General features: G+C 55.8%; 13 protein-coding genes. 4 read left to right on the top strand and 9 right to left on the bottom strand.

Features of this window, described 5'->3' with window-relative positions; translation table 11 throughout:
* Positions 1-394 precede the first annotated feature (394 nt).
* Positions 395-1,858, top strand: coding sequence for a ribonuclease G (gene rng, locus ERD84_RS12785; RefSeq protein WP_130040061.1), 1,464 nt, complete (start codon positions 395-397; stop codon positions 1,856-1,858).
* Between the two features lie 64 nt (positions 1,859-1,922).
* Here rng and ERD84_RS12790 read toward each other — a convergent pair whose 3' ends face one another.
* Together ERD84_RS12790 and msbA are read right to left on the bottom strand one after the other, a co-directional pair.
* Positions 1,923-2,417, bottom strand: coding sequence for a hypothetical protein (locus ERD84_RS12790; protein WP_130040062.1), 495 nt, complete (start codon positions 2,415-2,417; stop codon positions 1,923-1,925).
* A gap of 23 nt (positions 2,418-2,440) precedes the next feature.
* The gene (msbA, locus tag ERD84_RS12795) at positions 2,441-4,216 is read right to left on the bottom strand and encodes a lipid A export permease/ATP-binding protein MsbA (RefSeq protein WP_130040063.1); all 1,776 of its coding nucleotides are present in this window, start codon (positions 4,214-4,216) and stop codon (positions 2,441-2,443) included.
* A gap of 105 nt (positions 4,217-4,321) precedes the next feature.
* On the opposite strand from msbA, the gene ERD84_RS12800 reads away from it, so the two are divergent.
* The 3 genes from ERD84_RS12800 to ERD84_RS12810 all read left to right on the top strand — a co-directional run bounded on the left by ERD84_RS12800 (position 4,322) and on the right by ERD84_RS12810 (position 6,883).
* A complete protein-coding gene (locus ERD84_RS12800; RefSeq protein ID WP_130040064.1) occupies positions 4,322-5,302 on the top strand; it encodes a glycosyltransferase family 9 protein in 981 nt (326 codons plus the stop codon).
* Positions 5,299-6,063 (top strand): YdcF family protein, encoded by a 765-nt coding sequence (locus ERD84_RS12805; protein WP_130040065.1) that lies wholly within the window; start codon positions 5,299-5,301, stop codon positions 6,061-6,063. The genes ERD84_RS12800 and ERD84_RS12805 overlap by 4 nt, the downstream gene beginning before the upstream one ends.
* A gap of 100 nt (positions 6,064-6,163) precedes the next feature.
* Complete coding sequence (locus tag ERD84_RS12810; protein WP_130040066.1) at positions 6,164-6,883, top strand: tellurite resistance TerB family protein; 720 nt, start codon at positions 6,164-6,166, stop codon at positions 6,881-6,883.
* Between the two features lie 43 nt (positions 6,884-6,926).
* Here the strand turns inward: ERD84_RS12810 and ERD84_RS12815 are convergent, their stop codons facing one another.
* From ERD84_RS12815 to dnaE, 7 genes are read right to left on the bottom strand one after another with little or no spacing between them, the layout of a single operon-like run.
* Complete coding sequence (locus ERD84_RS12815; RefSeq protein WP_130040067.1) at positions 6,927-8,081, bottom strand: glycosyltransferase family 4 protein; 1,155 nt, start codon at positions 8,079-8,081, stop codon at positions 6,927-6,929.
* An 8-nt stretch (positions 8,082-8,089) separates the two neighbouring features.
* Positions 8,090-8,797, bottom strand: a complete 708-nt coding sequence (locus ERD84_RS12820; RefSeq protein WP_130040068.1) for a polysaccharide deacetylase family protein — start codon at positions 8,795-8,797, stop codon at positions 8,090-8,092.
* A gap of 23 nt (positions 8,798-8,820) precedes the next feature.
* The gene (locus ERD84_RS12825) at positions 8,821-9,957 is read right to left on the bottom strand and encodes a glycosyltransferase (protein ID WP_130040069.1); all 1,137 of its coding nucleotides are present in this window, start codon (positions 9,955-9,957) and stop codon (positions 8,821-8,823) included.
* A gap of 50 nt (positions 9,958-10,007) precedes the next feature.
* Positions 10,008-10,757, bottom strand: coding sequence for a glycosyltransferase family 2 protein (locus tag ERD84_RS12830; RefSeq protein ID WP_130040070.1), 750 nt, complete (start codon positions 10,755-10,757; stop codon positions 10,008-10,010).
* Positions 10,754-11,593, bottom strand: a complete 840-nt coding sequence (locus ERD84_RS12835) for a polysaccharide deacetylase family protein (RefSeq protein WP_130040071.1) — start codon at positions 11,591-11,593, stop codon at positions 10,754-10,756. The genes ERD84_RS12830 and ERD84_RS12835 overlap by 4 nt, the downstream gene beginning before the upstream one ends.
* Positions 11,590-12,690, bottom strand: a complete 1,101-nt coding sequence (locus ERD84_RS12840) for a glycosyltransferase family 4 protein (protein WP_130040072.1) — start codon at positions 12,688-12,690, stop codon at positions 11,590-11,592. The genes ERD84_RS12835 and ERD84_RS12840 overlap by 4 nt, the downstream gene beginning before the upstream one ends.
* Positions 12,687-16,178 (bottom strand): DNA polymerase III subunit alpha, encoded by a 3,492-nt coding sequence (dnaE, locus tag ERD84_RS12845; protein ID WP_130040073.1) that lies wholly within the window; start codon positions 16,176-16,178, stop codon positions 12,687-12,689. The genes ERD84_RS12840 and dnaE overlap by 4 nt, the downstream gene beginning before the upstream one ends.
* Positions 16,179-16,215: the final 37 nt, after the last annotated feature.

The raw sequence follows: 16,215 nt of genomic DNA on the forward strand, positions 1-16,215 counted from the left end.
CCAACTTGATTCGCCTTGCTCATCCGGGAAAACCCTGATGTGCTGGCTGCGAAAGAACAGAACTATAGCATAGCTTTTTTAACCCGTGCAACTGAAAAACCCGCCCAAACCACCCAATTCAACCCTTTTTTTACACCACCCAACTTAAGCCTTTGAAATACCATAGAAATATTTTTTTAACTTAAGTGAAATAGTTGGGGGAAATCTCTGACGGCACAGGAAACCCCTCTTGAATATAGAAGTAATCGCCCTTCTTCGCCGTGGTACACCATGTCTTGACCCGTTATAAAGACACTGAGCGGCGATCCCCGCTTCACCACTAAAAGCACAGTAGTACGGCAATTGACTCTACACTTGTTCCCAATACAACAAACCCTCCCCCTCTCGCGCATCCATGACCGAAGACATTCTCATCAACATTACACCTTTTGAAACCCGCGTAGCACTGGTAGAACAAGGTGCTGTCCAGGAAATACATATAGAACGCAGTATTCAGCGCGGCCATGTCGGCAATCTTTATCTGGGTAAAGTCGTACGTGTGTTACCCGGCATGCAAAGCGCCTTTGTGGATATAGGCCTGGAACGTGCTGCCTTTATTCATGTAGGCGACCTTAGACAGAACCGCAAGGAACGCAGCAACGGCACAGCCCCTACCCCAATAGAGAAGCTGCTGTTCGAGGGCCAGTCCCTGATGGTTCAGGTAATCAAGGACCCGCTGGGCACAAAAGGAGCGCGCTTATCCACTCAAATCAGCATTGCGGGACGCATGCTGGTCTACCTGCCTCATGATCCGCATGTCGGCATCTCGCAAAAAATCGAATCTGAAGAAGACAGGATCTCGCTACGCGAACGGGTATTGCGTTTCAGTGCCCCCGATGAAAAGGGTGGTTTTATCGTACGAACGCAGGCGGAAGGCGCTACCGACGATGAGCTGCAGGCCGACCAATCTTATCTACGTACTTTATGGAGCTCCATACAAGACAAGGCCAGAAGCCAGCCTACCCCATCGCTGCTCTATAACGACCTGACGCTGGCGCAACGTGTGCTGCGCGATATGGTGGGCCCCCATACCGGCACCATTATGGTCGATTCGCGCAGCACCACACAGAACCTGCTCGACTGGGCCGCCATCTATACACCCTCCGTGCAAGACAGAATCAAACACTATAGTGGTGAGCGTCCTCTGTTCGACACAGCCAATGTCGATGAGGAAATCGCACGAGCCCTGTCGCGGCGTGTCGATCTCAAGTCAGGCGGCTACCTGATCATCGACCAGACCGAGGCCTTGACTACCGTTGACGTCAACACCGGCGGTTTCGTAGGCGGCCGCAACTTTGACGACACCATTTTCAAGACCAACCTCGAAGCGGCACTCGCACTGGCGCGCCAGTTGCGGCTGCGCAATCTGGGCGGCATCATTATTCTGGACTTTATCGATATGGACGATATCGAGCACCGGAACTCGGTGCTGGCTGAGCTGAACAAGGCACTAGGCAAAGACCGGACGCGCATGACAGTTAGTGGTTTCAGCCAGTTAGGCCTGGTCGAAATGACGCGCAAGCGCACCCGTGACTCATTGGCTCACCAGCTATGCGAGCCGTGCCCGACCTGCCAATCACGCGGCAACGTGCGTACACCCCGCACACTTTGCTATGAAATATTGCGCGAAATTCTGCGCGAGTCCCGCCAATTCAATCCCAAGGAGTTTCGCATTCTGGCCTCGCAGGACATTGTGGACTTATTCCTGGAGGAAGAAAGCGCCCACCTTGCCATGCTGGGAGACTTTATAGGCAAGCCGATTTCACTCGAAGTGGAAAGCCAATATACGCAAGAACAATACGATATCGTTCTGATATAAAGCCGTGCTGAATCTTCCTCATGCCCCGGCCTCATCGGTGTAGTGCGGGGCTTTCGGGAGCACTCTAGTCCTGCGCAGACGTGGATTCGTCGGAGCCATCCGGCTCAATAGGGTCTCCGGGACACGCCTGTGGATGTGTTATAGCCCGGAAAAGCTGTTCGATACGGGTATCGATCTCACTGCCTGCGTAGTAGCTATATACCTTGGCTCGGGTACGGTAGTTGCGATCCTCGTCGGGCGCCATCCAGCCACCCACGTCGCTGCTACGAAAATGCATCAGGTCGGCAACAATGATTTCCCGGCGATCAGTACTGCCCAAGGGCTCATCGCTCAGTCTTGCCAAAGCTGTTTGACCTGGCTCAAGCGCAAACTTCGGCGCTGATCCGCAAGCGGCTTCGTGCTTGAACAAAGCCATCTGTATTTGTGGAAATGTCATGGGTAAGACACGCTCGGTACGAAAGTAAGCGTCGCTGCGCAAATCTGCTGCCCTTATTCCATTGGTGTTATTGGCGCATCCTGCCAGTGTCAGCAGCGCCAATAGTGCCACTCCATTTTTCATGGCTTGAGTTTCCTTATTCAAATTCAATCCTGAAATTGCATGCGATACAGCGATGCATATCGTCCGTCTTGCTGCAGCAGTTCTTCGTGACGCCCCTGTTCGACAATCCGGCCTTCCTCGAGCACCACAATACGATCAGCTTTCTGAACAGTGGACAATCTATGAGCAATAACCAGTGTGGTGCGCCCGGCCATCAGACGCTCGAGCGAGGCCTGAACCTGCCGCTCCGACTCATTATCGAGTGCAGAGGTTGCTTCATCGAGAATGAGGATAGGTGCATTCTTGATGAGTGCCCTGGCGATCGCCAGGCGCTGGCGCTGCCCGCCCGACAACTGACCAGCATTTTCACCCACCGGTGTATCCATACCCTGGGGCAGCCCATTCACGAAATCAAGCAGATTGGCCGCCTCAAGGGCGCTGTTGATTTCTTCACGGCTGGCGTCGTGCAAGGCGCCATAACCCACGTTGTCGGCGATCGTTCCTTCGAACAAAACCACATCCTGGCTGACCAGGGAAAGTTGTGACCGCAAACTGCGCAAACTGACGTCAGTGATGTTCTGGCCATCGATAAGAATATCGCCGCCGTCAGGACGCACGAAGCGCGGAAGCATATTGACCAACGTGGTTTTACCGCTACCCGAGCGGCCTACCAACGCAACGGTGGTTCCTGGCTCGGCCACAAAAGAAACATTACTTAAGGTGTCGCGATGAGCACTCGGAAAACGGTGATGGATATTCTTGAACTCAACCCGGCCCTTGACTGGGGTCTTTAGCGATTTGGTACTGGTATCGCTTTCCGGTGTCTGGTCGATCAGCGTAAATACACTCTCGGCGGAAATCACCATGCGCTGCATGGAGCTGGCAATTTTGGTTAATCGCTTCATCGGGTCGAATATCTGTCCCAGAGCCGCCATAAAAGCAGCAAAGCTACCCACGGTCAGACCATGCATATTGGCTTGGTACAGGGCCACCGCAATCACGGCCGCAATGGAAATAGCAATGGAAAACTGCGACAACGGCGACATGGCGGCATCGGCACTGGCCGCCCGCATGGCAAAACGCCGCAACCGTGTGTTTACATATTCAAAGCGCGTACTTTCGCGCTTATAGCCATCGAACAACTTGATGACCCGCTGGCCGTCTATGCCTTCACGCACCACACGAGTCAGTTCGGCATTCATGCCTATGGTTTCACGATTGATGCGCCGCAGTCTTTTGACGAATATGCGGATAATCAAACTGGAGACCGGCAGCATGACGAGCACGATTAGGGTCAGTTGCCACGACATATAAAGCAGCACGCACAACAAAGCCACAACCACCAGGGTTTCGCGCACAATAACGGTTACCACTTCAGCAGCCAGTCCTGTTACGGTGCCTGCGTCTATGGTGAAGCGATTCATCAGTCTGCCCGTATCGCCACGTTTGAAGTCTTCATCGGGCAAGCCCAACAGTCTTTCAAACATGTCTTTACGCAGACCGAGCAGCATATTGTTGGCCACCCAGGCCAGGAGGTAATTACTGGCAAAACTGGCTATGCCGCGCAGCAGCATCAATCCGATCACCGCCAACGGAATCGACCACATATACGAGGGTTTGGCCCCCGAGAAGCCCTCGTCGAGCAAGGGTTTCATGATGAGAGCCAGCGTGGGCTGCGTGGCTGCGGCTACGCTGACTAATAAAACAGCCAGTACTACGACCTTCCAGTACTTACCCAAGCGACTGTAGATCCGACGCCACAGCTCTAGCTTGACAGGCTCGGTCTGGGGCGATGAGGCGTTAGTAGCTGACTTCAACAATAAACTCGCTTATATACTATTGGATGGATTATTTTAACGTTCAACCCATTCATCTTGGTTACGAACCAGGCTCATCATACAGCCCTCCACAAAACACCCGCACTCATGCCGAACATTTCCGCCATTTACCTGCGTCTTCCCAACTGGATAGGCGATGTCTGCATGAGTCTCCCAAGCCTGCACGCGCTGCTTGATACGCAGATACCCATCGTGGTGTGCGCACGCCCCTGGGCCAGGGACTTGCTGGCCGCCTATGACCTGGCTGGGTTCATCGAAATGAAAGGCCGGTGGCGCGAAGACCGGGCTGCCGTGCATGCCTTTCGGAAGAAAGCACAGCATCCCCACGCCCGGGGCATTTTGCTGCCCGATTCCCTCTCCAGCGCCATGGTCTTCAAATTCGGAGGCATACCCAGCGCCGGTTACCGGGACGACGGCCGCAGCCTGATCTTACGCTGGCCGGTAAACAAACCTGCAGCCAGCCTGCACGCCGTCGAGTCGTGGCATTACATTACCAGCCAGGCCCTGAAACGCTGGAGTCTGCCCTGCAGCGGACTACCAGTGGCCCGCCGATTAGGCTTGCACTTGGCCGACCGGCACGATGCCGAGGGTCAGCAGGCCCTATTGCAGGCAGGGCTGGAACCTGGCAGCTACATCCTGATTGCACCTACCGCCACAGGGCTGCACCACGGAAAAGTCAAAGTCTGGCCCTACTACAAAGAACTGACTCAACGCCTGCAATCGCTTGGATACACCGTCGTCATGTGCCCGCCCGCTGCGGAAGCCGACGAGGCTAAAAAAAATGCCCCGGATGCGCTGTGTCTACCGCCCTTGAAGCTGGGTGCATTTGCTACACTAGCCCAGCTCGCAACATTGGTAATTTGTAATGATTCAGGCGTATCACATCTTGCCGCCGCTGCTGATGCCAGACAGCTGACTCTGTTTGGCGTCACCCAGCCCGAAAGAACAGGGCCATGGTCAGACAAGGCCTCATGCCTCGGATCCGCCCAGGCCTGGCCCACACTGGAACAAGCAGTCGACCGCGTTCACGCCCTATTAACCCTGCAGCAGGTACACAGCAGCGCATGACACTTTCGAGTTTTCTGACCAACCTAGTCATCCCACTGAACTTGTGCATAGCCCTTTTGCTGGTGGCCGCCATTGTGTTCATGGTGCGTCTGCGCAAAACAGCCTTTGCCATCGCTGTCGCAGGACTATGCTGGGCGATCTTTTGGTCACTACCCGCCTCATCCTTGTGGGCTGGAGGCCGTCTGGAGCAGTTGCATCCTTACACAGAGGCATCCAGCGCCCCCACTGCCCAAGCCATCGTCGTGTTGGGCGGGCACACCGCCAATGGGCGCCGAAACTGGTTCGAACCTTACGACAAAGAGACAGCCATTGCCAGAATCGACAAGGCCGCCGCCTTGTACAAGGCGGGACGGGCGCCACTGATCGTTGTATCGGGCGCCGCCCTGGAAGGCAATGTCAGCGAGGCCCAAATCATGGCACATGCCTTGGAGCAGCACAGCATTCCCAGAAGTGCCATCATCATGGAAAGTCGCAGCTTCACCACCCACGAAAACGCAATTTATACGGCTGAAACATTAAAACAGCATCACATCCAGCATATTTTACTGGTCACCTCGGCGCTACACATGCCAAGAGCCATGGCCGTGTTTGCCAAGCAAGGCATTTCGGCCATTGCCACTCCCCTGGCACCACAAATCGTTGTACCTGACGATCCCGGATTTTCATTCTGGCAGCCTGACATGCGCTCCCTGACGGCCAGCCGGTCCATCGTCAAGGAATATGTTGGTTTGCTGGTGTATTGGCTGCGCGGCTGGATCTGAATACGCTCCTGCCGCAACAAATTCTGTTGTATGGCTCTCGGGAACGATCTGTGCATCCGATGGTCTGTACCTTGTCTCTTCTCCACAGGAATGCTTTCACATGTCTATCCAGCAACTCTTGCAACAAGTGCTTCAGTCTGGCCAAAGCCTCGCTCAGGACGCCGGCTCCCGGGTCAATCAGGCGGCACCAGGAGTCACATCCAAACTCGGTGGGTTTGGTGGTGGGGCCTTGGCAGGAGGAGCATTGGGCCTCTTGCTTGGCAACAAAAAGTTTCGCAAGATGGGCGGTAAATTCGCAGCCTACGGCGGAGCTGCGGCCTTGGGCGCGCTGGCCCTGAAAACCTACCAGGACTGGCAGCAGAGTTCGGCCAACGGTAACACCTCGCCGGCACAAACCCACGGCGCAGAGCAAGCTCCGAGATCCACGCAAGCGACTTTGGCCGCCCCTACCGTTCCCGATAGTGCGCTGGAAGCACAGAGCCGTATTATTCTTGCCGCAATGATTTCAGCTGCCAAGGCAGACGGCCATATCGGAGCCGAAGAGCAGCAATTGCTGGATGAAGAAGTTGCCAAGCTGGCTGGCCGCTCTGCCGATCTCGCCTGGTTCGAAGCGGAACTGGCCAAACCGGCCGACCCCGCTGTTGCGGCGTCACTGGCAACCACCCCCGAACAAGCCGCCGAAGTGTATTTGGCCAGCCTGCTGGTCATCGATGAACAAAGCTATATGGAGCGAGCCTATCTGGACGAACTCGCGCGGCAATTACCCTTGCCTGCAAGCTTAAAAACAGATCTGGAAGCCAAGGTGCGCAGCCTGGCCTGATTTTCCTGATGCCGCGAGCTGGCCAATTATCGATTGGCCACACTTAACCCTGACGGCGCTCCTCAAGCACCTGGCCATACAGCTCCAGGTACGACTCGGCCACTGCGCTCCAGGCATGCCGGTCTACTACTTGGCTGCCGCCCTGAACCAGGCGCCGACGCCACTGTACGTCTTCGCTCATACGCTGGATGAATTGCGCCAACTGCCTATTATTTTCCGGATGGTCCAGCATCATGACGTCTTGCCCGTCTTCCACGTATTGTGCAAAACCGCACCAGGGTGCGGGACTAAGAATCACAGGCAGTCCAAAAGACATGGCTTCGAGCGGTGCCATGCCAAAACTGTCGTTCAGTGTTGGATGCACATAGAGGTCGGCCGTCAGATAATACGGTGCCACATCAGACGTTTCATCTATAAGCCGGATGCGATCTGACAAACTCGCATAGTCGGGGGAGCCATGTACAAAGTTGCGCGTGGCGGCATTACTGCCCACCACCAACAACTTGTAATGAGCCGGCAGACGGGCCAAAGCCTTCACCACCGTCGGCAACCCTTTGCGCAGTGGGTTGCGGGCCACCAGCAGGCAAACATAATCATCAGGGGCTAACCCCAAACTCACACGCATGCGCAGAGCCTCACCCTCTGCCGGCGGTACCGGCCTCGTGACACCGGGCGGAATAATCGGAAAATCGCGATTGTTGCCATAAGCCTGGCGGAGTTGATCTGCGATCAGACCCGACACCGCAACGGTACGATGCGCCGGACGCTGCCGCACCCTGCGCTTTTCGAGCCACAGATAAGTGTGCACTCTTGGGCTGATATAAGACGACAAGCGCTTCAATAGCGACAAAGGCCTGACACGCCAGTTATAGCGCACAGGTGTGACATGCACGACCTCGATGTCGCCCGACCAGCCATTAGTATGAGAGTGCACGACATCGTAGCCTTTACGGGTCAAACGTCGAACGCGGCAGGCAAATAGCAGGACTCGCAACCAACTGGGCAGGATCGACCAGGCCCGCACGGGCACAAACGGTAGTTGCACATCGCAAGCCGGATCGTAGTCGCGGGCAAAAACAGTAATGTCGTGATCAATGGCCAGTTCACGCATCAACTCGACACCATAGGCCTCCGCTCCACCAAACCTGTGTCCGAACCGGTCGACGACAAACGCAATTTTCAGGCGGGGACGGGGCATATATGCATTTACGCCTTGCGGCGCCTGTCTTCCAGACGCGTCATGCATTTTTGCAGGAAGCGAATGATATTGGTTGACCGGGCCACCGTAACACGCGGCAGTCCGTACACATCATCGCTGGTTCGGACCAGACCCCGCTCGGTGGTCGTGGCGTTGGTGTATCCGGCGTCTTGCACCATGGCACGAATCTCAGGCGATTGGCCACCATAGGGATAGCAGAATGCCGTCACATCAACACCCAGAATATCTTCCAGCTCCTGCTTGGACTGCCTGATCTGAAAGGCGGCAATATCGGGCGACAACTTGGGCAGGAAGGGGTGGTCAAGCGTATGCGAACCCACCTCCATGCCCGCCGCCGCCCAGGCGCGCATCTCGTCGGCAGACATCAGATCTGAATGGGCAACGCCCTTTTGATAATCCCAGACATTGCCGCCATCGAGTTGACGGACCACAAAATAATTCGTGGCGGTAAAGTTCTGCTCGTTCAGCACCGGCAAGGCATTCTGATACACGTTGCGGTAACCGTCGTCGAAAGTAATGCCCACGACCTTGCCGAGACGCTCTCCGCGCACGTAAGGCAACAAGTCGCGCATGGACAGGCCGCGGTAGCCAAAGCGGCGCAGCCAGGCCATTTGCCGCCGAAAATCGGCCGGATGCACGGTCAGTCCGCGATAGGGGGTCCCTTTGGGACCCGGCTGACCTATCTGGTGGTACATGAGTATCGGTATCATGCCGAAGATTATATCGGTATCGCCTGCGGTGATGGCGCTGGAATGACGCTTTGGTAGACAGCTTGCGTAGCAAACATAAAGCCATCAAGACTGAAATTTTGCACGCTATGCAGGCGGGCCGCAGCGCTCATGGCAGGAAGACTCTGGGGGCTTGCAAGTATATGGCGCAGCACCCCCGAAATAGCACAGGTGTCGTGCACTGGTACTATCCACCCTTCTCTCCCGTCGGTAATGTTCTCGGGAAGACCGCCTGCATCGGAGATCAATGTGGGCAACCCCATGGCCAGAGACTCGCGGCAGGCATAAGAAAGCGATTCGCGATGCGACAATACAAAACCGACATCACAGGCACCCAATACAGCGCAGACATCATCTACCAGCCCCGGAAATACCACTCTGGCTTTCAGTGCGTAGGCATCCAGCTTCGCGCGGAGTCTCGGACTTGGCATGGATCCCGCTACGACCAGCACAATACGAGCTTGTACGGCTGGCGGGAGCGATGACACTGCAGCAGCCAGATCCAGCCAACCTTTTTCAAAGTCGGTACCACCGGCACTGCCCAACACCACCGTATCGTCGGTAACGTTCCCAAGTAGTTTACGGCGCAAGCTTTGCTTTAGTTCGGGTGCGGGCGGATGAAAATGAGCCGTGTCAATACCGTGCCTTATGACGTGGACTGGCTTATTCCGATAGGCGCTTTTTGCCAGCATATGGCCTACATAGCCGCTGACTGCGACCACTGCGTCTGTCCCACAACGCGCGCGCAACTGATGCCCCGCACTGTTGACACTGTTCAAATTATGCTTGGTCCAGATGATCTTAGGGCGCCGTGCCAACCCCAGGCAGGCCAGCATGATGTGTCTATGATCGGCCGAGGCATTGACGTGCACAATATCAAAGCGCTCGTTGGCCAGATACTGTTTGAGACGCGACACCTCTTTGAGCAGCGAGGGAACACGATTGGTATATACGGCGGGAAACAACCGCACGCCCTGTATTTTGCTGGCATACCTGTACAGACGGCTGCATTCAGGGGCCGCCAACACGACGGAGTGACGGTTCTTCAGACCATTCAGCAGGTTGACGATGTAGGTAACATGGCCTCCACCATTGCCATGGTGAATATCGGTAAGAAGTATTTTCATTGTCGCGAGTCGGCATAAGCCGTCAGCGACATACGCTTAAGACTCGCACCTTATTTATTCTGTTTGTTTAACAATAGTAATTTACTGTAACGAAAAAAGCTACCCGCGCTAGCCATGACTGCGAGCATGAAGCCCTCTTTACCATCCAGGAACCCACGCCGTATGAGATAGTGGCGGACGAAAGTCCAGAAAGCATGGCCAACGGCACCCAGCGTGCTAGTTTTCTTACCGCGCGCATGCAGCATGGCGGCAGCGGCGCTTGAATAATGATTAAGCTTGGCGATATGGGATTCCAGATCGGCATAGGGATAATGCAAAAAGTGGGCGCTCAGCACGGCCACCGGCGATGCGGTCTGGACGCTCTCGTGCACGGCGGCATCGCTGAATCGAGCCGTGCCGCGCTTGAACAAGCGCAATACATGGTCGGGCCACCAGCCGCTATGTCGTATCCAACGTCCTGCGTAATTGGACAGGCGCGGGATTTTGTAAGCATCGGCGCGCGGATGCTCGAGCTCTTTTTTGATTTCGGTAGCCAGTTCGGGAGTAACACGCTCGTCAGCATCGATGGACAGCACCCAATCACCAGTTGCCAAGTCCAGCGCCCGGTTTTTTTGAAGGCCAAAACCCGGCCAATCAGCCGTCAGGCTGACCTTGGCACCCTTGCCCGCGGCGATTTCCCGTGTCTCATCTGTACTGCCCGAATCGACGACGATGACTTCATCAGCAAAGGCTACCGAATCAATGCAGTCGCCAATATGCGCAGCTTCATTCTTGGTGATAATGATGACCGAAAGTTTCATCCACGGTTCCTGCGGCTGCGCTTCCAGAGCTTCCACTTGTTGAACAAAGGCCCTATGACGGGATGCACTGCGACCTGTATGCGGCGTCCAACTGAATGGCCCGAGGTATTACGCACCGCAAACCGGCAAATATGAGCTGGGTCGGTACCCGCACGATTCTGGCCAAAGGCCTGCGTAGTGTACAAATAGCGAAAACCAGCCTCTTGTGCCAAGCGGACATAGTCAGGGTCGAAATAGCCTTGAGGCCAGCAGAAATGTTCCGACACAGAGCCAAGCTGAGCCTGCAGGGCCGCTCTGGATAAGTCCAACTCTTCGACAATATGGGTATTCTTGCTTGATGGGTCGATAAGGTCCCAACGGGTATGAGTGTGCGTGTGGCTATGAAACTCCATGACACCGTCTTTCCGCATGGCTTCGATTTCGCTCCAGCGTAAAGCAACCTCGTCACTGCGGCCCTGCTCGATACGATCTTCGCATTCTTTATGGGATGGCGTTTCGGGCAGTTCCCCCTGCCCCAGAATATTGCGCACCGGCCCTTCGTGCATCCACGAAGTCACCAGAAAAACCAAAGCCGTAAAGCCATATTTCTTGAGCAAGGGATAGGCATAGACCCAGTTATCCAGATAGCCGTCATCAAAGGTGATCAGGACGGACTTTGCCGGCACCGGTATTCCGTTCAAATGGCCGGCGAATTCATCGCTGCTTAGAGAACGATAGCCGCGCCGCTTGAGCCACAACAGCTGATCTTCGAAGTTGCTCGGCGAAGTCGTGATCATTCCTTCGACAGGCGAGATATGGTGATACATCAGTACAGGAACAGTCTGTGCAGCTTTCATGATTTTCGCTCCGCAAGCCAACGTGTATAGCACGACTCTATGCGTTCGACCATAGCATCAAGGCTGAATCGACCTTGTGTACGGCAGAACGCCAGGCCTGCCTGGCCCATTTGGCGGCGCAAGTCCGGATCGTCAATCAGACGCCGAATCGCATCCGTCAGCGCTCCTGGATCGTCTAAAGGCACAAGTAAGCCGCTGACGCCCGCCTGCATCATTTCAGGTACGCCGTCCACATTAGTGCCCACCACCGGCAAGCCGGCTGCGCCGGCCTCGACGAACACCGTGCCTGATGCTTCCTGCCGCGTGGCCAGAGCAAACAGATCAAAGCCCGCCAGCAGATTGGGGACATCACGGCGCACACCTAACAAGTGCACGCGTTTGTCCAGTTTCTTCTCTGTAATGTAGTCTTGCAACTGCTCAAATACCGGAGAGCCTCCGCCGACCAACACCAGATGTATGTTGGGCCGCTCCTTGATCAGGGGTGCCACTGCATCAATCAAATCCTTATGGCCCTTCTGAGGTCGCATGACTGCCACGCAACCGATGACGATATCGTTCTGGGCCAGGTGCAGTTCCTGGCGCAGGCTTGATTCAGCGGGAGGTTCGCCCAGCGCCACCGCAGGATAAACGGTGGCAACATCCCCTGGCTTGACTCCGCGTTCTATCAGGTGGTTGCGGACAAAATCACTGGCTGTCGTGACACGATGCGGAATGATCGTGTAGGACAGCAGCGACCCCACACGCTTGGCCAAATGCCGGGTACGGACAATCAGCGGCGTACCGGCCAAGCGGCCGGCACAGCCAGCCACAATGGTGTCACGCCGGCTGTGCGTATTGAGCACATCGAACCGGCCATTGCGCAGCACACGGCGTATGGTGGCCACGCCCCTTACAAAATTAACCGGGCCATCCATCAGGGTGGTGTGCACCGTAAAACCCTGTTCACGCAAACGCTCGGTCAGGACTGCATGCGGCTGACAGACAGCCTCGAGATGATGTCCACGCTCACGCATGGCCAGCATCATGCGATAGATATACTGCTCCTGCCCGCCAAAACTGGTCGCTGCCTCTGAGTGCAAGATGCGCAAGGGCGTCATGAATAGTTGATCTCCAAACAGTCGGACTCGACCCAACCTTCCAGTTGCTCCAGCAAGGCATCGGCCATGCGCACGCGCCAGTCTTCTCCGAGCCGCACGGTGCATAGATATTGATCACGCATAAGCTGGACTTCGACCGGCACGCCGGCCACACCATTCTCGGGCTCCGCCCGGAAGGGGTTGAGTAGTTGGCGCAATTTTTGGGCATCGGCGTTGCCATTGAGCGTAATACGCAGACTATGCGCCCGGGCTTCACGCGCCAGCTGCAGATCGAATATCTCGTCGGCCGAAACACGCAAGCCGCCCGAGTAATCATCGTTGCTGACCTTGCCATGAATAATGATCAGTTGGTCTTCTTTCAAACGGTTGCGGTGCTGCTCGTATAACTCATTGAAGATGGCGACCTCAACCTGGGACGAGCCATCATCTACCAAGGCATAAAGCATTTTTCCGCGCCGCGTCATTTTGGGACGCAGTGACGACAAAACGCCGGCAAACCACTGCAGGCTGCGTGAAGGCTCAAGTCGGGCCAGTGGCTTGGGGGCAAAGCGCCTGACCTCATCGCGCCAAGCATCAAACAGGTGGCCGCTGAAGTAGAAGCCCAGAGCCGCTTTTTCTTGCCTCAGCCGGGTCTGCAGGTCCCAAGCCGCTACTTTGGCTACTTCGCCTTCAACAATATCATTGGCGTCGTCGGCGAATAAAGAAACTTGGTTGGCACTGCGCTCGGCCTGCTCGGCGGCTTCGATGGCATTGGCCACGGTCGCCAGCAAGGCGGCCCGGTTCTCTTCGATGGAATCGAATGCACCTGCGCGTATCAAGGCTTCGATGCTGCGGCGATTGACGGTGTGCCGATCGACCCGACGACAGAAGTCAAACAGGCTTGCATAGGGTCCGTCTTCGGTCCTGGCCCGAATAATTTCTTCGATGGCGGCCTGCCCTGTGCCTTTCACCGCACCCAATCCGTAACGTATGGTGCGCGGCGGCTGTGCTTTTGCCATGAACTCATCGGCAACAGGCTCAAAGCGATAGGCCGATGCATTTACGTCGGGCGGCAATACCGCCACGTTGTTGGCCAGGCAATCTTTCCAGAATATCTGGACCTTGTCGGTATCGTCCATATCGGACGATAAGGTCGCAGCCAGGAATTCGGCCGGATGGTAGAACTTGAGCCAGGCTGTCTGGTAAGCAATCAGGGCATAAGCGGCCGAGTGACTCTTGTTGAAACCATAGCCTGCAAATTTTTCCATCAAGTCGAAAAGCTTGACGGCCAGATCGGCGTCATAGCCCTTCTCGACGGCGCCTTTTTCGAAAATGGCGCGATGCTTGGCCATTTCCTCGGCCTTCTTTTTACCCATGGCACGACGCAGCAAATCGGCGCCTCCCAGGGTATATCCGCCGATGATCTGCGAAATCAGCATCACCTGCTCTTGATACACGATCACGCCATAAGTGCTTTGAAGCACAGCCTCAAGGTCGGGATGGAAATAATCGACTTCGGCCCGCCCATGCTTGCGGTTGACGAAATCAACCACCATGCCTGACTCCAGCGGCCCCGGCCGATAGAGCGCCAGCATAGCGATAACATCTTCAAAAGTGTTGGGGCGCAAATTTTTCAACAGCTCTTTCATGCCGCGTGATTCAAGCTGGAACACGGCCGTAGTATTGCCGTCGCTGAGCAGCTTGTAAGCATTAACATCATCCAGCGGCAAGGCCATGACATCGAAATCACGCTTGTCTTCGTTGAACTGGCGTACATAGCGCACGGCCCAATCGAGAATCGTCAGGTTACGCAGGCCCAGGAAGTCGAACTTGACCAGGCCTGCCGCTTCAACGTCGTCCTTATCAAACTGCGATACCGCACTGGTATCGACGCCAGGCTGACAGTACAAAGGGCAGAAATCGGTCAGCTTTCCGGGCGCAATCAACACGCCCCCAGCATGCATGCCGATATTGCGCGTCAGGCCTTCCAAAGGACGGGCCAGGTCGATCAGGGCACGCACTTCTTCGTCTTGATCGTAGCGCTCCTTGAACGCCGGTTCATCGTCCAGGGCGCGCTGCAAGGTCCAGGGGTCAGCCGGATTGAAGGGGATCAGTTTGGACAGCCCATCGCACAGCATATAGGGCATCTCGAGGACACGCCCTACATCACGCACAACAGCCTTGGCACCCAAGGTACCGAAGGTGGCAATCTGGCTGACCGCATTCTTGCCGTACTTCTGCTTCACGTAGTCGATGACGCGCTCGCGGTTATCCTGGCAGAAGTCGATATCGAAGTCGGGCATCGAGACCCGTTCAGGATTCAGGAATCGTTCAAACAGCAAGTCATAGCGTATGGGGTCGAGATCGGTAATACCCAGCGAGTACGCCACCAATGAACCGGCGCCCGACCCACGCCCGGGCCCAACCGGCACGCCGTTGCTCTTGCCCCAGTTGATGAAGTCAGCCACGATCAGGAAATAGCCCGGAAAGCCCATGCCGACAATGGTTTTGCATTCCCACTGCAGGCGCTCGAGATATTGCGGGTACTTTGCCTGGCGCTCGGCTTCATCGGGAAATAACTGTGCCATGCGTACGGCCAGGCCTTCCTCGGCCAGCTGCACCAGGTAGTCATCCAGCGCTATGCCATCGGGAGTAGGAAAGTCAGGCAAGCGAGGCTTGCCCAGCACCAGCGTCAGATTGCAGCGCTTGGCGATTTCGAGGGTGTTGGCCAGGGCCGACGGTACATCTGCAAACCGCTGCTCCATATCAGCCGAATCAAGCAGATATTGCTCGGTGGTGTATTTGCGTACACGCTTTGCATTACCCAGTTGTTCACCCTCGGCGATGCAAACCCGTGCTTCGTGTGCCCGAAAGTCATCGGCACTCAAAAACTGTACCGGGTGTGTGGCCACCACAGGCAAACCTGCCTGTCCGGCCAACCTGATGGCAGCCTGGACATAAGCCTCATCGCCTTCGTGCCCGCTACGCTGCAGCTCGACGAAATAGCTATCGGGAAACTCCCTGGCCCACGATGCGGCTACGACAGCAGCTTCTTCAGGGTTACCGGATTCCAACAACTGGCCGATATCTCCGGCCCGGCCTCCCGAAAGGATAATCAGACCCGTCTTGCCCTGCAGCCACTCGCGGCGAATCTCAGCCCGGCCACGATACTGATTGTCGAGCCATGCGCGGCTGAGCAGCTCGCACAAGGCCAGATAACCCTGCTGATTGCTGGCCAGCAACAGCAAGCGAAAGGGCTTGTCGCGATCTTGCTCGTTTTGCAGCCAGACATCGCTGCCAGCAATCGGCTTGACACCCGCATTACGCGCCGCTTTGTAAAACTTGATGAAACCGAACAGATTGGACAGGTCGGTCAGAGCCATGGCTGGCTGGCCATACTCAGCGGCCTTTTTGACCAGATCCGGAATACGGGCGATGCCATCCACCACCGAGAATTCGGAGTGAATACGCAAATGAACGAAAGAAGGTGAAGATATTGCTGCAGTCATTGCTGGATTGTACTCAGGACCCATGAATTTGCGTGAC

The organism is Pollutimonas harenae, assembly GCF_004153685.1.
GTDB lineage: Bacteria > Pseudomonadota > Gammaproteobacteria > Burkholderiales > Burkholderiaceae_B > Pusillimonas_C > Pusillimonas_C harenae.